Annotated in this window: 16 protein-coding genes and 1 pseudogene; 5 read left to right on the top strand and 12 right to left on the bottom strand. The window is 69.3% G+C overall.

Going from position 1 to position 20,434, the window contains the following annotated elements; genetic code table 11:
- Window positions 1-68: 68 nt before the first annotated feature.
- The gene (locus tag DZG09_RS03835) at window positions 69-1,544 is read left to right on the top strand and encodes a PucR family transcriptional regulator (RefSeq protein WP_119696363.1); all 1,476 of its coding nucleotides are present in this window, start codon (window positions 69-71) and stop codon (window positions 1,542-1,544) included.
- Between the two features lie 8 nt (window positions 1,545-1,552).
- On the opposite strand, the gene DZG09_RS03830 is transcribed toward DZG09_RS03835, so the two are convergent.
- The 7 genes and pseudogenes from DZG09_RS03830 to DZG09_RS03800 form a co-directional block, all read right to left on the bottom strand.
- The gene (locus DZG09_RS03830; protein ID WP_119696362.1) at window positions 1,553-3,130 is read right to left on the bottom strand and encodes an amidohydrolase; all 1,578 of its coding nucleotides are present in this window, start codon (window positions 3,128-3,130) and stop codon (window positions 1,553-1,555) included.
- A gap of 3 nt (window positions 3,131-3,133) precedes the next feature.
- Window positions 3,134-4,606: an amidohydrolase gene (locus tag DZG09_RS03825; RefSeq protein WP_119696361.1), complete on the bottom strand. Its 1,473-nt coding sequence runs from the start codon at window positions 4,604-4,606 to the stop codon at window positions 3,134-3,136.
- Window positions 4,603-5,235: an FMN-binding negative transcriptional regulator gene (locus DZG09_RS03820; RefSeq protein ID WP_119696360.1), complete on the bottom strand. Its 633-nt coding sequence runs from the start codon at window positions 5,233-5,235 to the stop codon at window positions 4,603-4,605. The genes DZG09_RS03825 and DZG09_RS03820 overlap by 4 nt, the downstream gene beginning before the upstream one ends.
- Entirely contained in the window at window positions 5,232-6,080 is an 849-nt protein-coding gene (locus DZG09_RS03815; protein WP_119696359.1) for an HTD2 family dehydratase, read from the bottom strand. Before DZG09_RS03815 ends, DZG09_RS03820 begins: the two co-directional genes overlap by 4 nt.
- Window positions 6,077-7,300: a CaiB/BaiF CoA transferase family protein gene (locus DZG09_RS03810; RefSeq protein ID WP_119696358.1), complete on the bottom strand. Its 1,224-nt coding sequence runs from the start codon at window positions 7,298-7,300 to the stop codon at window positions 6,077-6,079. The genes DZG09_RS03815 and DZG09_RS03810 overlap by 4 nt, the downstream gene beginning before the upstream one ends.
- Complete coding sequence (locus DZG09_RS03805; protein ID WP_119696357.1) at window positions 7,297-8,238, bottom strand: hydroxymethylglutaryl-CoA lyase; 942 nt, start codon at window positions 8,236-8,238, stop codon at window positions 7,297-7,299. The genes DZG09_RS03810 and DZG09_RS03805 overlap by 4 nt, the downstream gene beginning before the upstream one ends.
- Window positions 8,235-9,536: pseudogene (locus tag DZG09_RS03800) on the bottom strand (hydroxymethylglutaryl-CoA reductase, degradative); the annotation flags it as partial. The gene DZG09_RS03805 and the pseudogene DZG09_RS03800, both read right to left, overlap by 4 nt.
- 166 nt (window positions 9,537-9,702) lie before the next feature.
- Here DZG09_RS03800 and DZG09_RS03795 point away from each other — a divergent pair.
- Complete coding sequence (locus DZG09_RS03795; protein ID WP_119696355.1) at window positions 9,703-10,551, top strand: alpha/beta fold hydrolase; 849 nt, start codon at window positions 9,703-9,705, stop codon at window positions 10,549-10,551.
- A complete protein-coding gene (locus DZG09_RS03790; RefSeq protein WP_119696354.1) occupies window positions 10,548-12,461 on the top strand; it encodes a helix-turn-helix domain-containing protein in 1,914 nt (637 codons plus the stop codon). The genes DZG09_RS03795 and DZG09_RS03790 overlap by 4 nt, the downstream gene beginning before the upstream one ends.
- Before the next feature lie 13 nt (window positions 12,462-12,474).
- Here the strand turns inward: DZG09_RS03790 and DZG09_RS16710 are convergent, their stop codons facing one another.
- The 5 genes from DZG09_RS16710 to DZG09_RS03770 are packed head-to-tail and all read right to left on the bottom strand — an operon-like array spanning window position 12,475 to window position 17,569.
- Entirely contained in the window at window positions 12,475-13,248 is a 774-nt protein-coding gene (locus DZG09_RS16710; protein ID WP_205529046.1) for an ATP-binding cassette domain-containing protein, read from the bottom strand.
- Window positions 13,245-14,114: an ABC transporter ATP-binding protein gene (locus DZG09_RS16705; RefSeq protein WP_205529045.1), complete on the bottom strand. Its 870-nt coding sequence runs from the start codon at window positions 14,112-14,114 to the stop codon at window positions 13,245-13,247. Before DZG09_RS16705 ends, DZG09_RS16710 begins: the two co-directional genes overlap by 4 nt.
- Complete coding sequence (locus DZG09_RS03780) at window positions 14,111-15,679, bottom strand: ABC transporter substrate-binding protein (RefSeq protein WP_119696353.1); 1,569 nt, start codon at window positions 15,677-15,679, stop codon at window positions 14,111-14,113. The genes DZG09_RS16705 and DZG09_RS03780 overlap by 4 nt, the downstream gene beginning before the upstream one ends.
- Window positions 15,680-15,686: 7 nt before the next feature.
- Window positions 15,687-16,622: an ABC transporter permease gene (locus DZG09_RS03775; protein ID WP_119696352.1), complete on the bottom strand. Its 936-nt coding sequence runs from the start codon at window positions 16,620-16,622 to the stop codon at window positions 15,687-15,689.
- Window positions 16,619-17,569: an ABC transporter permease gene (locus DZG09_RS03770; protein ID WP_119696351.1), complete on the bottom strand. Its 951-nt coding sequence runs from the start codon at window positions 17,567-17,569 to the stop codon at window positions 16,619-16,621. The genes DZG09_RS03775 and DZG09_RS03770 overlap by 4 nt, the downstream gene beginning before the upstream one ends.
- Window positions 17,570-17,931: 362 nt before the next feature.
- Between DZG09_RS03770 and DZG09_RS03765 the strand changes: the two genes are divergently transcribed.
- Both DZG09_RS03765 and DZG09_RS03760 read left to right on the top strand, forming a co-directional pair.
- Entirely contained in the window at window positions 17,932-19,110 is a 1,179-nt protein-coding gene (locus DZG09_RS03765; protein WP_119697372.1) for a 4-hydroxybenzoate 3-monooxygenase, read from the top strand.
- A 64-nt stretch (window positions 19,111-19,174) separates the two neighbouring features.
- On the top strand, window positions 19,175-20,431 hold the full coding sequence (locus DZG09_RS03760) for an MFS transporter (protein ID WP_240423671.1): 1,257 nt from the start codon (window positions 19,175-19,177) through the stop codon (window positions 20,429-20,431).
- Window positions 20,432-20,434: the final 3 nt, after the last annotated feature.

The raw sequence follows: 20,434 nt of genomic DNA, 5'->3' as shown, positions 1-20,434 counted from the left end.
GACACTAGAAGCGAGACCAGAGCGCCACAATGTGCCAAAAGCACTGAGAAATCTTCTACATTGTGCTTGTGGCACAGTTCAAGGTTGCGGACCTGCTCGCCCAGGCCGATCGCCTCCGGCTGACTCTGCTCGCAGGGCCCACGGACGCCGAAGCGGTCACCGGTGTCGAGGTGATCGAACTCGCCTCCCTACCGAAGAGCCCCCGCGGAACCCTGGCGATCATCGCCGGTGACATCCCCGCTCCCTACCTGGTCGACGTCGCTCTCCGGCGCGCGAACGCCCTGGGCGTCGCGGGAATCGTGTTCCCGGAGGGCTTCGGCCTCACGGCGACCGCGGCGGCGCTCGCGGACAACGGCACGGTCGCGGTCATGGTCTCGAGCGAGGAGTCGCCGACGGACCTGGCCGTCGCCATCGACAGGGTGCTGGTGGGAGGCGCTGCGGAATCGATGGCGCGCGCCAGCTATGCGATGGAGCGCGCCATCGCCGCCGCAGGCGAGGAGGACGCCGACCCGGAGCACATCCTGGCCGCGGCATCCGGCGCTCTCGGCGTGACGCTGACCATGTCGAACGCCCCGCACGCCGAATGGACGGACAGTTCGGCGGTGTTCATCGGCGAGGTGTCCATCGCCCGGCTGTCTGCGGATCATCCGGATGACGCCACGCGAACGGTGATCCCCGTCGTCTCCTCCCTCATCTCCCGTTCCATCCAGCGCCAGATCCGCGACCGCTTCGGTCCGAACCGGTCCAGGGCCGACCTGATCGCAGAGCTGACGCTCGCCGAAGCGTCGCGGGTCGATGTGTTCGTCGCCCCCGCTGCTCGTCTCGGGCTGCCCCTGCAGCTGTCGCACGCGGCGGCGTGGATCAGGTCGCAGCATCGCTCGGATCCGGATGCCCCGCCTCCCCGCGGCGTTCAGCCCGCGATCGAGCTGTTCGCACTGCAGCTCGTGGAGGACCGCGATGAGCTCTGGCACATCACCCACATCCAGGACGGCGCGCTCGTCGTCTGCACGGAGGAGCACGGCGCAGGAGACCACCAGCGCCGCCTGCGAGAAGTCGCCGAACGGGTGCAGGCATACGCGGGCACGCTCTCGGGAGACGACTGGACCTGGACGCTCGGCCTCGGCACGCCGCAGAGCGGCCCTGCAGGCCTCAGGCAGTCCGCCGCGGAGGCGCGCGTGGCCGCCGACTCGGCGATCACCGCGGGGCGCCTCGGCGGTGTGGAGACGACGGACGTGACCGGTCTTCGCCGCGTGCTGCTCGACTTCTACGCCTCTCCGATCAGCCGCAGCCTGCTGGAGGACGTGCTGCACCCGCTGGACGCGCTCGGCCCGCAGCGATCGCTCACGGCCGTGCGCACGCTGCTCGCATACCTCGGCAACCGCAACTCGCTCAGCCGAGCCGGCCATGAGCTCATGCTGCACCCCAACGCCGTCGGCTACCGGATGCGAAGCATCCGCGAAAGGCTCGACGTCGACCTCGACGACCCCGATGTGCGCTTCGCCGTAGAGCTGGCTTGCCGGGTGCGGCTGCTCGGCTCGTCCTGATCGCGGGATCAGCGGATGAACACCCGCTGACCGCCGATCCAGGTCTCGGCGACGCGCACCGACGCGATCTCGTCCTCCGGCACGGTGAAGACGTCGCGGTCGAGCACCGCGAAGCTCGCGTCGAGGCCGGGAGCCAGTATGCCTACGCCTTCCAGCGGTGACAGCAGCCGCGCGCGGCCCGTGTACAGCATGGCGGCCTGCGGCACCGTGACCGCGGCTTCCATGCCGAACTCGGTTCCGTCGTACGCCGTGCGCCGCACGGCGGCGGCGATCGACAGCATCACGTCATCGGCACCGCTCCATGCGGTCGCGGGGCGATCGGACGACAGCGCGAGGGGCTCGATCTGCTCGTACAGCCTCGCGATCGGATACGCGTCCGGCACCTGCTCGGCACGCAGTGCCTTCTCGTATCCGTCGTACTCGGCGAAGAAGAACACCGTGTGCGTTGCGATGCCGAACGACATCCTGGCCGCGCGCAGCCGCTCGGCGCGCGCTTCACTGACGAGGGTGGCGTGCTCGATGCGCACGGACGGCACGCCGTCGAGCCACGGCTCCCGGTCGGCGAACAGCTCGATCACGCGATCGAGGGTGCGATCGCCCATCGCGTGCACCGCCAGCTGCACGCCGTTGCGCCTGGCCCAGTCGGCAGCTGCGAGAACGTCCTCGTCTTCGACCAGTCGGAGGCCGTGGTCGCAGGAGTCGGGGTAGGGCTCGTGAACCCATGCTGTCCGGTTCGAGTAGGCGCCGTCCATGACCACTTTGACGCCCGCGACGCGAATGCGCCCCCTGGTGTCGAGCGGATCGAGATCGGCGAGCGGCTGCTCCGGGTCCCAACCGGGGTAGAGCGCGACGCGGGTGCGCAGTCCTCGCGCTTCCGCTTCGCGGAAGACGCCGAGCGGATCGTCGATGCGCGTGGAGAGCAGGTCGCAGACGGCGACGATGCCGCGGGAGGCGAGGTCCTCGCCGAACCTCAGGACGGCGAGGACCTGCTCCTCCCTGGACGGCGCCGGGATGACCGACGCCACAGCCGCGACGGCCGCTATCTCGGTCAGCACCCCGTTCGGGCGCCCGGCATCGTCGCGCTCGAAGCGCGCACCCTCCGGGTCGGGCGTCCTCTCGTCGATACCCGCCATGCGCAGCGCCGCGGAGTTGCATACGGCCGAGTGCGCGTCGCAGCGCCACACCAGCACCGGTCGATCCTTCGAGACCCGGTCGAGGTCCTCGGCGGTCGGCATCCGCCGCTCGGGGAACTTCGACTCGTCGAAGCCTCGGCCGAGCACCCAGTCGTCGCCGGTCGACGCCGCGTGCATACGCAGGGTCTCCACCAGCTCGTGGACGGACGCGACCGCCGGCGGAAAGCACTCGACGGCGGCGGCTGTGCCCGCGATCAGCGCGGGGTGCGTGTGACTGTCGATCAGTCCGGGCAGCACCGTGCGCCCTCCGAGATCGACGGCGGTCTCCCCCTCGACCTCCTCGGCGGCGCCGACCCAGTCGATCGTGCCGTCGACTGTGCGGAAGGCCGAGGCGAAGCCGGTCTCCGACTCGCCTGTGAACACCTTCGCGTTCGTGAACAGCTGGGTGGTCATCGCTCAGATCTCCCGTCGGGTGAAGCGTCCGCCCAGCAGCGTGGCCGCGACGGGCATCGTGCGAAGCTCGTCGCGGTCGCACGCATACGGGTCGCGGTCGACCACGACGAGATCGGCGCGACGGCCGACGCCCAGCACGCCGCGGGACGAAGCGGCGAGCGCGGCGTCCAGCGGCAGCCGCTGCTCCGGATGCCAGGCACCCCTGCCGCCCCGGCTGCGGGCGGTCGCCGCCGCAATCGACACCCATGGATCCAGCGGTGCGACCGGCGCGTCTGAGCCGAGTCGGAGCTCGGCGCCGGACCGGTGCAGCGAGCCGAAGGCGAATGCGCGGGCTGTGCGCCCCGCCCAGTGGTGGTCTGCGACGTCGCGGTCGTCCATGGCGTGCTCCGGCTGGACGCTGGCGGCGAGCCCGAGCTCGGCGAACCGGGAGAAGTCGTCGTCGCGGACGAGCTGCGCGTGCTCGATCACACCTGGCATGCCGACGGACGCGAAGGCGTCGAGCACTTCGCTGTTCGCGCGGTCGCCGATCGCGTGCACGGCGGCGCCGATGCCCGCCCCGTCGGCTCGTTCGAGCAGCCGGCGCAGCTCCGGGACGGGAACGCTCTCCATGCCGCAGGCGTGCGGGCCGGCGGGGTCCAGGCCGGGGTACGGATCCCAGCACCACGCGGTGCGGGTGTTGAGCGAGCCGTCGACGACCACCTTCAGCCGCCCGAAGGTGACCAGGCCCTGATCGTCGAGGCGGTCGCCGGTGCGCAGACCGGCCGCGACGGCCTGCTCGAGGCGGTCAGGCCACACGGCACCCTCGACTCTGAGACTCGTCACGCCTTCTGCGACGCGTGCGGGCCACTCCGCGACGTTGTCGGTGTTCTCGAACTCCACGATGCCGACGACTCCTCGCGCAGCCGCGGCGTCCGCGGCCTCACGGTAGGCGTCGGGCGGAAGCGACGACGCTTCGTCGAGCGAGTGCAGCAGGCCGATCCACGGTCCCTCCCTGATCAGCCCCGTCTCGTCCAGTTCCGCGCCGAGCCGAGCGGCGGCTGCCCTGTTCAGCCAGCCGCAGTGCAGATCACCGCTGACCAGGACGACGGGCACATCGGAGACGGCTTCCTCCAGTGCGGCCAGGGTGGCCGGCTCCGGCCACAGACCGTCTCGGAAGCCGTAGCCCATCAGCATGCCGTCGGTCAGCGGCGCTCCGTGGTCGAGTGCCCCGCGCACGGCGTCGAGCACCTCGCCGGCGCTGCGGGTCTGCGTGAGATCGATGCGCCGACGCCGGATGACGTGCTGCGTGAAGTGCACGTGCGAGTCCCAGAGCCCCGGTCCGATCCAACGGCCTGCGGCGTCGACGACCTCGCCGACCGCAGGCATGGTTCCGGCAGGAGCGATCTGTGAGATCGTCCCGTCGCTGATGACGACGTCGAGGGGCTCTCCGCCATAGGGCCGGGCTCCGCTGAGGGTGATCGTCTCGGGTGACGTCATGTCTGCTGCTCCTGCGCCTGCGCCATCCGGTCGGCCAGCTCGGGGTTCCGATACGGCCCCTGTCTGCGCAGCGCATCGATGACGCGCTCAACCGCTTCCGGCGACTTGTCCTGGCTCATCTTCTCCTTCGCCTCGAAGCGCTCCACCCTCATCCGGAAGCCGACCGTGCCGTGCACGATCCTGGCCGCGTAGTCGGCGTTCTCGAGGGTGCGGTTCATCAGGAACGGCTCGGGCATCGGACTCTCGAAGTGAGAGACCAGTCGCTCCAGCACTCGCAGGTTCTCGTCGTCGTCGAGGATCTCCGGGGTGCCGTAGAGATGGGCGACCGCGAAGTTCCACGTCGGCACAGCCGGTGACGACCCGTACCATCCGGGGGAGACGTAGCCCTGCGGGCCGTAGACGATCACCACGCACTCGTGCGCACCGAGTTCGTGCAGTCGCTCATCCGGACGCCCGACGTGGCTGAGCAGCACAAGACCTTCTGCGTCGTCATCGAGCAGGACCGGATAGTGGGAGACGACCAGGCCGCGCTCCGGGACCGAGCTGACGATGGTCGCCCACGGGTTCTGCTCGACCAGCTCACGGATCCGCTCGACATCTTCGAGCGCGAAATCGGAGTTCGGCCTCATGCGTTCGTGCCCTCCCGTCCATCCGCCGGAGCCCAGGCGATCTCCGCTGTCGCCAGCACGGCGTGGTCTTCACCGAGGGCGGTCACCCTGGTGGTTCCGCCGACGGTGCGCCCGGCGAAGCGGACCGGGCGGTCGACGAGCGTGGGGGCCACAGCCCTGACGTCGAGTCGCTCCGGCATTCGGCCTGGCACGTTCCTGCGGGCGGCGTCCATCAGCAGGATGCGAGTGAGGGGGCCGTGCACGAGCAGGTCGGGCAGGTGCTCGACCTCGCGCGCCCACGCACGGTCGTAGTGGATGAGGTGGGTGTTGAAGGTGAGCGCAGAGAAGCGGAACAGCTGTCTGGCGTCGAGCATCCGCTCCTCCGACCAGTCGGCAGAAGCCGCGACGTCCGGATCTCGGCGCGGCGGCTTCGTCGGAGCATCAGGATCGGTCTGCTCGAGGAACACGTCGTGCCACACGCTGCGGATCGCGACCTCGCCGTCGACCTCGTAATCGCGTTCGATGTCGACGAAGACGAGCCTGCCCCCTGAGCCGCGCTTGTCGGTGACGGAGCCGAGCGACGTCGTCTGGACGGCCTCGGCTCCGACGGGAAGCGGGCGGAGGAACTCGGTCGTCTCCCCCGCGTACATCCGCCGCGGCAGGTCGATCTCCGGCAGCACCCCGTCCTCGGCCGGAGTCCCATCCGGCCGAAGATCCGTCAGCGGGGCTTCGAAGGGGAAGTACACGCCCTCCCACGCCGGCGGGAGCGCGTCGCCCGAACGCAGCGGCACCTCGCCGACGGCGAAGGTGCCGCGGTACGCCTCGGCGACGGTCGCGGCGATCGGCTCGGTGCGCACGACGCTCACGGCAGCACTCCCGCGTCGCGCAGAGCCGCGATGCGCTCCCCGTCATAGCCTGCGAGGTCGGCGAGCACCTCGTCGGCGTGCTCGGCGAGCCGGTTCGCCGTTCTGCCGGGCGAACTGGGCGTCGCGCTGAGCTTGATCGGCTGGCCGAACATGCGCAGGGTGCCGAGCGAGCCGTAATCCGCCTCGACGATCATGTCGCGCTCCGCTGTGCCGGGATCGTCGACCACCTCGCCGATGTTCCTGACGGCGGTGAGCGGGACGACATCGCCCGCCAGCTCCTCGAGCTGTGCCCTGGTCCGATCCCTCAGCCATTCCGCGACGATCGGCTTCACCCGGCGCTGGTACACCTCGGGAACGAGGCGTTTGCGCATCGTGTCGATCTCGGGATCCGATGCGTGCTCCGCAGTGCCGAAGAGTTCGCACGCCGCGCGCCACAGCTTGTCGGTGTATGCGCCGAAGAACACCTGCCCGTCGGCGCAGTCGAAGAGCTCGTAGGGCTTCACCCACGCGTGCTCGTTCCCTGCTGGCGCTGCGACCTTCCCGTCGACGGTGTAGTCGACGACGGCGGTCTCCGTCAGCGCCACGATGCTGTCCACTTGGGCGACGTCGACCAGCTGCCCTTCACCGGTCGCCTCGGCGTGCCGGAGCGCCGCCAAGGTGCCGATGACGGCGAACAGCGTCGCCGACAGGTCGCCGATCGTCACGCCGACGCGCACGGGCGGCATGTCGGGGTAGCCGTTCATCGACCACAGCCCGCCCGCAGCCTGCGCGGTGTTGTCGAAGGCCGGGCGCCGACTGCGGGATCCCGTCTGACCGTAGCCGGAGATCGCGGCGTAGACGAGCTTCGGATTCACCTCGCGGAGCACCTCGTACCCGACGCCGAGCTTCTCCATCGTGCCGGGGCGGAAGTTCTCGATCAGCACGTCGGCGGAGCGGACCAGATCCTTCAGCACCTCCTTGCCCTCCGGCGCGGCGAGATCGAGACCGACGCCGAGCTTGCCGCGGTTGTACTGGGCGTAGTAGGCGCTGAACTCCTCTTCGCCGTCCGTGAGGTAGGGCGGGAACCCGCGCGAGACATCCGGATCGGCGGGATTCTCGATCTTGATCACCGTCGCGCCGAGGTCGGCGAGCATCTGCGCGGCATACGGTCCGGCGAGCACACGCGACAGATCGAGCACGACGATGCCGTTCAGGGCACCGGGGGCCGGCAGACCAGTCATGATTCCTCCTTGGATGCGGCCGCGGCCAGCGCGGTCGCGATGTTCGACGGCGCGCGAACGCCCCGCATACGTGACAACCAGGTCGTCGTCGCGGCCATTGCGCCGACATCGATCCCCGTCTCGATGCCCAATCCGTCCAGCATCCACACCAGGGCCTCGGTGGCGAGGTTACCGGTCGCACCCTTCGCGTACGGGCATCTGCCGAGTCCGCCCACCGCTGCGTCGAATTCGCTCACGCCCAGACGGAGCGCGGCGTGCACGTTCGCCAGCGCCTGGCCGTAGGTGTCGTGCAGGTGCAGTGCGACGGCCTCGACCGGAACGCCTGCGGCGATCGTCTCCCGCACGACGCGAGCGGTGAGACCCGGCGTTGCCACGCCGATGGTGTCGCCGAGCGCGATCGTGCCGCAGCCCGCGGCATACAGCCGCGCCGCTGTGGCTGCGACCGCGTCGATGTCGACCTCGCCCTCCCACGGGTCCCCGAACGCCATCGAGACGTATCCCCGCACCGGCATGCCGGATGCCTCGGCGACGACGTCCTCTGCGCGCTCGACGGCCCCCTCCTTCGTGGTGTTGAGATTCGCGTGCGCGAACGCCTCCGTCGCGCTGACGACCACCGCGATCTCGCCGATGCCCGCGTCGCGCGCCCGTTCGAGTCCGCGCAGGTTGGGCACCAGCGCGACGCCGCGCGCACCGTCGGGGATGCGCACGGATGCCGCCACCTCGGCGGCATCCGTCAGCTGCGGGATCCACGTCGGCGGCACGAAGCTGGTCAGCTCGAGGTCGCGCACTCCCGCGACGTACAGCCGCCTGCACAGCTCGGCCTTCACGTCCGTCGGCACGACATCGGTCTCGGCCTGCAGGCCGTCCCTCGGCCCGACCTCGTACACGGTGACGCTGGTCGGCAGTCCGTCCTCCGGTTCGGTCCTCGGCGCCGTCATGCTCGTGCCTTCTCGGCGCGCAGCGTCGCCAGCACCTCGCGCGCGTGCTCGACGCGAATGCGGCCGTCGGAGACGATCCGTTCCGCGACCTGTCCGACCTCGTCCACGGCGGCGCCCGCACTGGCCGCGACCGTACGCGCGTGCAGCGTCATGTGCCCGCGCTGGATGCCCTCCGCCGCCAGCGCGCGGCATGCCGCCAGGTTCTGCGCGAGGCCGACGGCGGCGATCACACTCGCCAGTTCGCGCGCGGTCTCCGCCCCGAGCAGCCGCACGGCCGCGCGTGCCGACGGGTGCGCCCGGGTGGCGCCGCCGACCAGGCCGACGGCGAGGGGGACCTCCAACGTGCCGACGAGGTCGCCGTCCGCATTCTTCTCGAACTGCGAGAGCGCCGTGTACTGTCCGGAGCGTGCCGCGTGCGAGTGGCATCCGGCCTCGACGGCGCGGGTGTCGTTGCCCGTGGCGAGGACGACGGCCGTGATGCCGTTCATGATGCCCTTGTTGTGCGTGGCCGCGCGATAGGGGTCCGCTTCGGCGAAGGCGCTGGCGGCGACGATGTCGTCGACGACGGCGGCACCGCCGAGCATCTCGGCGTCGAACACGGCTCGCGCCCTGGTGAGGCGCCGCTCGGCCTTGTTCGTCAGGATGCGCAGCAGCGTGCGCGACCCGGTGACTTCGGCGATGCGCGGCGCAATCGCCTCGGCCATCGTGTTCACCGCGTTCGCCCCCATCGCGTCGCGCACGTCGACGTGCAGGTGGGCGATGACCTGCACGCCGGCCCGCGTGGGCAGGACGCGCACCGTGAGATCGAAGGCCCCGCCGCCGAGCGAGACGAGCGTCGGGTCCTGCTGGTTCGCCAGCCCCAGCAGTTCTTCGCGCGCCTCCAGCAGCGCGAACTGCGCGCCGTGGGGATTCACGGAGTCGAGCACCTGGATCTGAGCGATCATGACGTCGCCGGTGTACGAGGTGGTGAAGCCGCCGTGCACCCTGGCCATCCGCGCGGCGTTGGACGCGGCGGCGACCACGCTCGGCTCCTCCGTGGCCATCGGGACGAGGCGGTCGCGGCCGTCGATCGTGAAGTTGACGGCGATGCCGACGGGGATCTGGATGAGGCCGACGACGTTCTCGATCATGTGGTCGGCCTGAGCGATGCCGAGCCCGGCCTCGGGTCTGAGGGCATCGAGTGCGTGCGGTTCGAGGTCGGCGCTCTGCGCGACCATGGCCAGGCGCTCGTCAGGGGTGTGGTCCCGCAGGCCCTTGATACGGCTGTTGATCGGCATGGACCGCCCTCCTTCGCGTGCGACGTTCCGGTCTTCGGTGCCGCGATGTCATGCACGACGATATGAGCGTTCGGCTCGCCGATCGATGGGTGGACAGTCCGTCATGTCATCGAATCCATAGGTGATCCGCACATGCGACAGGCTCTGGTTCGCTCGTAGACTCACTCGAAACGCGGAGGAGGATCCCATGCCCTATGCCGAGTCCGACGACATCCGGATCTACTACGAGGTCTTCGGCCGAGCCTCTGACCCGGTGCTCGTGCTCGCTTCGGGAGGCGGCGCGCAGCTGCTGTCGTGGGATGAGCGCTTCATCGCCTTGCTCACGGACGCCGGCATCCGCGTCGTCCGGTTCGACAACCGCGACACCGGCCTCTCCCAGCGCTTCGGCGGTGAGGAGGACATCGACGGCGGGTACGGCCTCTCCGACATGGCGGGCGACATCGTGCGCGTGCTCGACGCGCTGGGAGTGGCCTCCGCGCACGTGGCAGGGCATTCGATGGGCGGAATGATGGCCCAGATGCTCGCGATCGAGCATCCGGAGCGCGTGCGCAGCATCGGCCTGCTCTCCACGCTCCCCGGCCGTGACCGTCGCTACGTCCTCCACGGGGAGCGCCCAGAGCTGCGCTCGACACCTGTGCGCATGACGAAGGAGCAGGCGGTCGCCGCGACCGAGGCCGCCATCCGCGCACTGCCGCCAGGCCGCTACGACCCGCAGCTGGAATGGCATCTGAACGCGACCGCGACCGCCTATGACCGCGGCTACTCCCCCGAGGGCTACGCGCGGCAGTGGTCCGCGCTGCTGCGCGCGCCCGAGCGCCTCGAAGCGCTCAGAGCCGTGACGGTTCCGACGCTGATCTTCCACGGGCGCGAGGACGACGTCGTGCATTGGCAGGCCGCCGCGGACATGGCCGCCGCCATCGCGACCTCGGAGCTGCAGGTGCATCCCGACATGGGCCACCTCGCCCCGCACGAGCTGTGGCCCGAGCTCAGCGCCGCGCTCACCCGGACGGTGCGCCGGGGCGAGGAGGCCGGATGAGCCCACACGACCCAGCGCAGGCGGTCGCCGTTCTGCTGGGAGCCGGTCACGACAGCGAGCCTCCCGATCCGACGGCGGTCGGTGATGCGCTGCGCCGGCTGGGCATCACCGACGCCGACGCAGCCGAGATCACCGATCGCGTGCATCGCACCCAGCGCGAGGTGTCGCGGCTGCGCAGGCGCGAGCACGAGCTGTCCGCGCTGTTCTCCAGCGCCAGGGAGCTCGCGGAGCTCCGCGACAGCGATGCCGTGCTGGCCCGCCTGGTGCAGCGTGCGCGCGAGATGATGGGCGTCGACCTCGCCTACCTGTCCGAGTTCGACCCTGTGACCCGCGAACTGCGCGTGCGGGAGACCAGCGGCTCGGTGAGCGGCGATTTCCAGCGCATCAGGGTCCCTCCTGGGCGCGGACTGGCCAGCGCGGTCGTCGAATCGCGGTCGGCGCAGTGGGCAGCCGACTACTCGGTCTATGCACGGGAGCGCCACGACACCGGAATCGACGACGCGGTGTCGTCGGAGGGGCTCGTGTCGATCCTCGGCGTGCCGATGCTGAGCCGCGACGACGTGCTCGGCGTGCTCTTCGTCGCCAACAGGGAGGAGAAGAACTTCTCCCCAGAGGAGGTCGCGCTGCTGTCCGCGCTCGCCGACCACGCCTCCGTGATTCTGCAGACCACCCAGATCCTCCGCGACCTGCGCGATTCCGAGGACGAATCACGCGGCACACTGGAGCGGCTCACGTCGCATCTGAGAGAGCGCGATCGGGCGAACACGGTGCATCAGGAGCTCGTGCAGGCGGTGCTCGCCGGGGGCGGCTTCGCGCCGGTCGCTGAGACGCTGGCCTCCGCGCTGAACAGGGCCGTGGCCATCGTCGATGCCAACGAGCAGCTCATCGCTGCGGCCGGCCTTCCGCTGCCCGAGTGGATGCTGGGGCTGGACGAGACGACCAGGGAGGCGATCGCTGAGAGCCGCAGGTCAGGTCACTGCGTCGCGGCGCCAGGGGCGGGCGTGCGCGCCGTGGCCGCTCTGAACGCCGGCGCCCAGCACTTCGGCGCGCTGCTGCTGGGCGACGGCGATCTGGAACTGGGATCCGTGGACGTGCGCACCATCGAGCGCGCCGCTCAGGTCGCCGCGCTGCTCGTGCTGCAGCAGGAGGCGGCATCCGGCGCGGACCACCGGCTGCGCAGCGAGCTCATCGCCGATCTGCTCGACGACGTGCCGGAGCGGCGCCCCGACGTGGAACGACGAGCGCGACGGCTCGGCGTGGAGCCGGACGAACTCGACTCGCTGCTGCTGTTCTCGGTGCCGGGCGATCAGCAGGCAGCGACGGCGCGCGCCCTCACCAGGCGGCTGGACGAGCACGCGCTCACCGGCGAGTACCGCGGCTATGTCGTCGCTGCGTTCTCGTCGACCGGAGACGGGATCGACCCAGAAGCACTGCGAGCGCACATCGCGCGCGCCATCGATCATCCGGTGATCGCCGTCGCCCCGTCGGTCGGTACGAGCAACCTCGTCGCCGCCTTCACGACGGCGATGCGCACTGCCCGACTGGTCGCGGCGCTCGAGCTCACCGACATCGCGGTGACGACCGACGACTTCCTGCCGTACTCCGCCGTGCTCGACGCTGATGCACGGGCTCTGTCGCAGTTCCTCTCCGACACCATCGGCGCAGTGCGGCGCTACGACGCAGATCGCGGCGCCGATCTGCTGGGCACGCTCCGAGCCTTCGTGCGGAACAACGCCAGCCCGACCCGCACCGCGCGGGCGATGAACTTCCACACCAACACAATCCTGCAGCGGCTGGAGCGGATCGATCACGTTCTGGGGAAGTCATGGCGCGAGGACGAGCGGATGTTCCGTATCGGCATGGCAGTACGGCTGGACGAACTGCGCGAGCGACTGGACGGTCGGGAGTGAGCCCACCGCTCTGTCACGTCCGATAGAGGATGGGCATCGCGGCGAGCAGGCTCCGGGTGTACGGATGTTCCGGGGCCGTCATCACGCGTTCCCCCGTGCCCTCCTCTACGATCCGGCCGTCGTGCATCACGGCGACCCGATGCGCCATGTGATGCACGACCGAGAGGTTGTGGGTGATGAACAGGTAGGTCACCCCGGTCTCCTTCTGCAAGCGGATCAGGAGGTTGAGCACCTGCGCCTGCACGGAGACGTCCAGCGCTGAGGTCGGCTCGTCGAGGACGACGAGCTCAGGAGCCGCCGCCATGGCACGCGCGATCGCGATCCGCTGTCTCTGCCCGCCGGAGAACTCGTGCGGATAGCGAGTGACGGCGCCTTCTGGGATGCCGACCTGTTCCAGCACCTCGATCACCCGTCGCCGCCGATCGACGCGCCCGTACCCTGCAGCGGCGAGCGGCTCCGCGATCGAGCGTGCGACGGTGAAGCGCGGATCGAGCGAATCGTTGGGGTCCTGGAATACCATCTGCACTCTGCGGCGATGGGCGCGCATGGCACGCCCGCGCAGATCCGTGATGTCGTTGCCGTCGAACTCGATGCGCCCGGCGGTCGGGCGGCGCATGAGCAGGATCGCGCGGGCGAGCGTGCTCTTACCCGACCCGGATTCTCCGACGAGACCGAGCGTCTCGCCACGCCGCACGTCGATGCTGACCTCGTCGAGAGCTGTGATCTCGTGCGCGCCATGGCCGAAGCGCTGGCTGACCGCGTCGACGCGCAGCAGCGGCTCGTTCACCTGACCTCCTCGAGCACGGCGGGGACGTGCGCGTAGTCGTTATCTGCGGGGATGACCGCCAGCGGCGAGCGCGACGCTACCGAAGGCCGGGGAATGCTGTCCAGCAGCGCCTGCGTGTACGGGTGGTGCGGATCGTCGAGCACGCGCTCAGCCGCGCCCGACTCGACGGTCCGCCCCCTGTACATCACTGCCACCCGTTCGCAGAGCTGGCCGACGACGCCGAGGTCGTGACTGATGAACAGTACGCCCATCCCCGTCTCGTCGCGGAGCGTCCGGATGAGGTCGAGGATCTGTGCCTGGACGGTCATGTCCAACGCGGTTGTGGGCTCGTCCGCCACGAGTACGGCTGGGTCGGCGGCGACTGCGATCGCGATCACCACTCGCTGTCGCTGTCCTCCGGAGAGCTGGTGCGGATAGTAGTCCAGCCGGCGCCGCGGATCCGGCATCCGCACCAGCTCCAGGAGCTCCATGGCGCGTTCACGGGCTCTCCTCCTGCCGACCGTCCCGTGGATGCGCAGCACCTCGGCGATCTGAGCACCGATGCGCATGCACGGGTTGAGCGCGGACATCGGTTCCTGGAACACCATCGAGGCGCGCACGCCGCGCACCTGTGCCCAGTCACGCTCTGTCGCAGCCCTCATGTCACTGCCAGCGACGCTCAGTCTCTCCGCGGAGACGACGGCCGAAACCGGCAGCAGCCCCATCACGGCCAGAGCGACGCTGGACTTGCCACTGCCCGATTCCCCGATGACACCGACGATCTCTCCGCGGCGCACACGCAGGGAGACGCCGGACACCGACGGGGGCGCCCCTCCGTATGCGATGGTCAGGTCCTCCGCCAGCAGAACGTCGGTGTCGGCGCTCATTGCGTCACCCAGCTCTCGTCCAGCCGGTAGCGGGAGTAGAACGCGTCGCTCTGATATCCGTGCAGCGCGTTGCCGTCCCACACCTCGAAGTACACCGGTACCGCAGCGGGCACGAACTCGAGCACCTGGTCGGCCGCCTCCTCCGCCAGCCGGTCGACGAGATCCGCGTACTCGTCAGGGTCCGCTGTCGCTTTCGCCTGGACCAGCAGCTCACGCGCATGCTCGGCGTCGGGGTTGCCGTCCCAGTGGTTGTACACGCCGCCTTCGAGCAGCATGGGCTCGAAGTAGAACACGGACGACGCCCTGGGGCTGCCAGGTATGGCGACCAGATCCGTCCATGACTCGCCAGAGGTGAAGACGGGCGCGATCTCCGAGAGGGGTTTCGAGTCGAGCTTCAGGGTGATCCCGGCCTCGGTGAGCTGCTGCTGCATCATCTCGTAGACAGGATGATGCGCCTGTGCCACATCTCCCATGTAGCTCAGGGTGATCTCCGGGTTCTGCTGGCCGGCCTCGGCGAGCAGCCTCTTGGCCTCGTCGACGTCTCGGGAGTAGTAGGGCAGATCGCTGGCGTCGGGTGCACCAGGATCGCCGGACGGCGGCGCGAACGAGACACCGGCGTAGCCCAGCAGGGCAGTGTCGACGAGCGCCTGGCGGTCCAGCGCGAGCGAGAACGCCCTCCGCACGTTCACGTCGGAGAGCGGTCCTGACTCCGGGTTGATGTAGACCGCCAGGTTCTGGCGATAGGCGGCATCGCCGAGCGTGTAGCCTGCGGCCTCCGCCTGGCCTGCGATGCTGCCGTCGGTGAACGCCGCAGCCTGCACGCTGCCCTGCTGCAGTGCGGCCAGCAGAGTGCTCTGGTCCTCGTAGAGCTCGAAGACGATCTCATCGAGGTAGGGCTCATCGCCCCAGTAGTCGTCGTTCTTCTCCATCGTGACGCTCACGCCCTTCGTCCAGTCGGTGACCTGGAAGGCCCCGGTGCCGAAGGTCCTGGTCTCGCGTTCGCCCTGGGACGCCGTACCGTACCCTTCTTCCCCGACGATGAAGAACGTCTGCCGCGCGGAGACGGCGTCCAGGAAGGTGCCGTCCGGCTGGCTGAAGTGGAACGTCACCTCGTTCTCGCCTGTCACCTCAACGCTCTCCATGCTGCTCAAGTAGGTCGCGTTGGAGCCGCCGTCCTTCCGCGTCTCGAAGGAGTAGACGACGTCGTCAGGACCGAACTCGCTCCCGTCGGCGAACGTGACGTCGTCGCGGAGCTCGAACACCCAGGTCAGCTCGTCCTGCTGCTCCCACGATGTCGCCAGGGCGGGCGCGACCGTGCCGTCCTCGTCCTTGACGAGCAGGGTGTCGTACGCGATCGAGTCGATGACCTCCGTCGCGATGGCGGTGCCGACCATCGGATCGACGCCCCCTGCGGACGGCTCGGCGGGGACGCCCCAGGTGAGGGTGCCGCCGGCGACAGGTTCGCCTTCGTCCTGGCCTGGATCGGCTGGGGCGCCCGCGGCGCATCCTCCGAGGACGAATGAGGCCGCGACGATGACGGCCCCCGCTGTGATCGGCTGCTTCATGGTTCTCTCATCTCTGTGTCGGGGGAGTGCTGCGGTGGTCGCCCGGGCGTGGGGAAGAGGTTCTGCTCGCAGCCATGCGCCTTCGGCTCGCGCCGAGCGAGAACGCCGGCTCCCGTCTCGGCGCGAGCCGGTCCTGCAGGCCGTCGGCCAGGAGGTTCCACGCCGCGGACAGGAGGATGATGGCCAGTGATGGGAGGATGATCAGCAGCGGCTGCACCTGCATGAAGCGGGTGAACTCGCTGATCATGCGGCCCGCCGAGGGCTCCGGCGCCTGGACACCCTGACCGAGATAGCTCAGTGCCGCTTCGATCAGCACGATCTGCGAGGCGACGGACGCGAACTGGACGAACAGGGGCGTGAGCACGTTGGGAAGCAGATGCTCGGCCATCACACGAGTGCTCCGCACTCCGCTGATCTTCGCTGCGAGCACGAAGTCCCGCTCCCGCAGCGCGATCACCGGCGCTCGCATCACGCGGGCGAACCCTGGAGCGAAGATGAAGCCGAGCGCGAGGATCAGCGGCCACGGTCCGTTTCCGATGACGACGCCGACGACCAGCGCCACGAGGATCGCCGGCAGCGCGAGCAGGGCATCGACGACCCGCATGATGACGGCATCCGCCCAGCCGCCGATGTAACCGGCGATGAGCCCGAAGGCGGTGCCGATCACGGCGCCGAGGAGCGCGGCAGCACCGGAGATGAGCAGGCTGGTGCGTGTCGCCAGCGCGAGCCTGGTGAAGGTGTCCCTACCGAGGTTGTCCGTTCCGAGCGGGTGCTGCGGCATGGGCCCGCCCATCGCCGGACCTGCGTTGGCCAGCGGATCGTGCAGCGGCCATAGCGTCATCCAACCGGCGACCGACAGGATCGCCAGCAGGATGCCCGCGCCTCCCCAGAAGGCCGGTCCGAGTCGACGGCGGCTCGCGACGCCTTTGCCTGACACAGTCATGGTGTGTGCACCCTGACTCTCGGATCGATCAGGGGATAGAGGAGATCGACGACGAAGTTGATCAGCACGTAGACGGCGCCGATCAGCAGCACGGTGGCCTGAATGATCGGATAGTCCGATGCCCTGATGCCGGTGAGCAGCAGCGTCCCGATGCCAGGCAAGGCGAACACGGCTTCGATCACGACGGTGCCGCCGACGAGTGCGGCCAGTTCGATGCCGACCACGGTAGTCACCGGGATAAGCGCATTGCGCAGCGCGTGCCTGCCCACCAAGCGCGCAGGCGAGGCGCCCTTCGCCCTGGCGGTGCGGACGAAGTCCTGCCCCAGCGTGTCCAGGAGAGTGCCTCGGGTGTACCTGGCGGTGACGGCGGCGAGCACGAGACCGATCAGGAACGCGGGGAGGACCAGCACGCCGATTGCTCGTATCGGATCCGCGGCAGCTCCGGAGTAGCCGACCAGTGGCAGTCTCAGCGTCAGCGAGTTGAGCAGGATCAGCACAGTGCCGAGCACGAAGGGCGGGGTCGCCAGAAGTACGAAAGAGAAGCCCTTGACGACGTTGTCCGATGCCTTTCGCCATCGGACCGCAGCCAGGATCCCAGCAGGGACGCCCATGACGACGCCGAACAGCGTGGCCATCCCAGCGAGAGCAAGACTCAGCGGCAGCCGAGTGGCGATCAGGCCCGAAACGCTCCCCGGAACAGTTATCGCATTCCCGAAATCACCCTGCAGGACCCCGAGGAGCCACGAGAAGTACTGAGTGAACCACGGCCGATCGAGTCCCAGCTCGTGTCGCAGCGCGTCAAGGGCAGCCGGATCAGGATTGGACGGGTCGGCGAATGCCGCCAGCGGGTCGCCGGGGATGACCCTCACCATCGAGAACACCAGCACCGACAGGACGAACAGGACGAACAGCGACGAGGCGAGGCGGGAAAGGGCGTAGCGAGCCATGTCACCCCTTCGTCGCGCCACCGGATGCGCAGCGGACCGCCGTCACCGGGCGGGTGAAGTGCGCAGGGCGAGCAGCGATTGTCGCGGACATGTCGGTCACGCTACTGATCACGGGGCTGCGGCTTAATGGAATCCTGCCCCTGGAATCGGCGTTCTGATGGGTGATCCGCACATAGCGGCGCGCACGAACGATCGTGCCACGCGGGGCGCTCTGCATCGGGGCTGCCGTTCTCCGGCGGCCCCTCTCGCCGCCCGATGCCCGTTCAACGGCATCTGACGAGCTCTCCGGTCCTCGATCCCGGATGATCGTCCCAACAGCTCGTCGACGCGGCGAGACCACCGCATCCGTCGAAGGAGACGCCATGACCGCAGAACGCACCCAGGTCGCCATCATCGGGGCAGGGCCGGCCGGCCTGCTGCTCTCGCACCTGCTCGCCGAGGCGGAAATCGACTCGATCGTGGTCGACAACCGCACCCGCGAGGAGATCGAGACGACGATCCGCGCCGGGATCCTCGAACAGGGCACCGTCGAGGTCCTGACGGAGACCGGCATCTCCGACCGCGTGCACACCGTCGGCGACAGGCACTCCGGCATCCATCTCGGCTTCGACGGCGAGCTGCACCACATCGACTTCGGCGCGCTGATCGGCCGCAACGTCTGGCTCTACCCGCAGCACGAGGTGCTGATCGACCTGATCGCCGCGCGCTCGGCCGGTGGACAGGACCTGCGCTTCGGTGTGACCGCGGAGCGCGTCGAAGACGCCGATTCCCTTCGCCCTCGCGTGATCACGCGCGACACCGACGGCACCGAGGTCACGATCGAAGCCGACGTCGTCGTGGGCGCTGACGGTTCGCGCAGCGTCGTGCGCGAGGCCGTAACCGGATCGCACGGCGGCTTCTTCCACGAGTACCCGTTCGCGTGGTTCGGCATCCTGTGCGAGGCGCCGCCGTCGAAGGACGAACTGATCTACTCGAACTCACCCGACGGCTTCGCGCTGATCAGCCAGCGCAGCCCCGAGGTGCAGCGGATGTACTTCCAGTGCGACCCCGACGCCGATCCGAACGCGATGAGCGAGGCCGAGATCTGGGACGAGCTGCAGCGCCGCACGCCCGGCACCGAGCTGAAGGAGGGCCCGATCTTCCAGCGCGACGTGCTGAGGTTCCGCAGCTTCGTGTCGCACAGGATGCAGTCGGGGCGCGCGGTGATCGTCGGAGACGCCGCGCACACGGTGCCGCCCACCGGCGCCAAGGGGATGAACCTCGCCGTCGCCGATGTCGTCCTGCTGAACCGCGCGATCCGGACTCTGCTGCTCGACGGCGACGGCGAGGACTTCGAGAACTTCACGGATGAGGCGCTGCGCCGCACATGGAAGGCGCAGCAGTTCTCCTGGTGGATGACGAGCATGCTGCACCAGCAGCCTGGCGCGAGTGACTTCGAGCGCCACCGCCAGATCGCCGAGCTGCGCACCGTCACCGACAGCGAGGCCGGCCGACGCTACCTGGCAGAGGCATACACGGGCTGGCCGCTGCTGGGGCGGTAGTGCCGCCTGCCGCTGAACGAGAGGTTGCACGGCACCCGATGCCGTGCAGGCGTAAGGTCACCGGGTGAGCAACGAGCAGTCACCGATGTCGATCCCCGCTGCAGCCCCAGCCGCAGGACGCGGGGTGTCGATCGGCCTGCTGCTCGCGGCGATCGTCGTGATCGGCATCAACATGCGCGTCACGATCACCGGCGTCGGACCGCTGCTCGAGCAGATGAGCGCCTCGACCGGCGAATCGGTTGCACTGCTGAGCTCGCTGACGTCGGTGCCCGTGGTGCTGTGGGCGATCCTGTCGTCGTTCGCGCACACGCTGTCGCACCGGTTCGGGATGAACCGCATCGTGCTGTGCGCCCTGGTCGTGCTGGCGCTCGGCACGCTGATCCGCTCGATACCCGGGCCGGAGTTCTCGCTCTGGTTCGGCACGGCGCTCGTCGGCGTCGCCCTGGCCGTGGCGAATGTGCTCCTCCCCGCTGTCGTGAAGCGCTCGTTCGGCAGGCACGTCGCGCTCGTGACCAGCATGTACACCGCGCTGTTCGCCGGGTGCGGCGCCCTGGCATCCGGTGTCGTCGTCCCCGTCTCCTACGCGGTCGAGCCGAACGGCGGGGACGCCGGATGGCGCTTCGCGCTCGTCGCCGTGGCCGCGACGCTGCCGATCGCGATCGTGCTGTGGCTGCTTCACATGCGCCGATTCGGCGCCGACTCCGGGCGGCGCATCGAGCGCGGCTCCGCACGCGGGCCGAGCGTGTGGGGCGATCCTGTGGCGTGGCTCGTCGGGCTGTACATGGGAGCCCAGGCGATCATGTTCTACGTCATGATCACATGGCTCGCACCCTACGCCCGCTCACTCGGGCACAGCGAGGTGCTGGCCGGCTACGACGTGATGATCTTCCAGATGGTCGGAGTCCTCGGCTCCGTGCTGCTGCCGTTCACGATGCGCGGCCGCGCGGAGCGCTGGGTGCCGGCGATGCTTCCCGTCTTCTCGTTGATCGGCGTCAGCGGCCTGCTGCTCGCACCCGAGGGGATCTTCCTCTGGATCTCGCTGATCGGGCTGTGCAGCGGAGGTTCGATTGCGTGTTCGCTGACGCTGATGGCGACCCGTGCCCGCGACCACCACACCGCGTCCGCGCTCTCCGGCATGGGCCAATCGGTCGGCTATGTCATCGCCGGGGCCGCTCCCGTCACCTTCGGCGCGCTGCACGCGCTGACGAACGGTTGGACGGCATCGTTGCTGTTCCTGCTCGCTTCCTGCGCCGCTCAGCTCGTGCTCGGCCTCGCCGTCGGGCGCGATCGATACGTGTTCGACCGGCTGCAGGAGAATTAGCGC

Source organism: Microbacterium halotolerans (assembly GCF_003569805.1).
Lineage (GTDB): Bacteria > Actinomycetota > Actinomycetes > Actinomycetales > Microbacteriaceae > Microbacterium > Microbacterium halotolerans.
The sequence above is the reverse complement of the archived record's forward strand: the minus strand, read 5'-3'. Positions and strand labels throughout refer to the sequence as shown.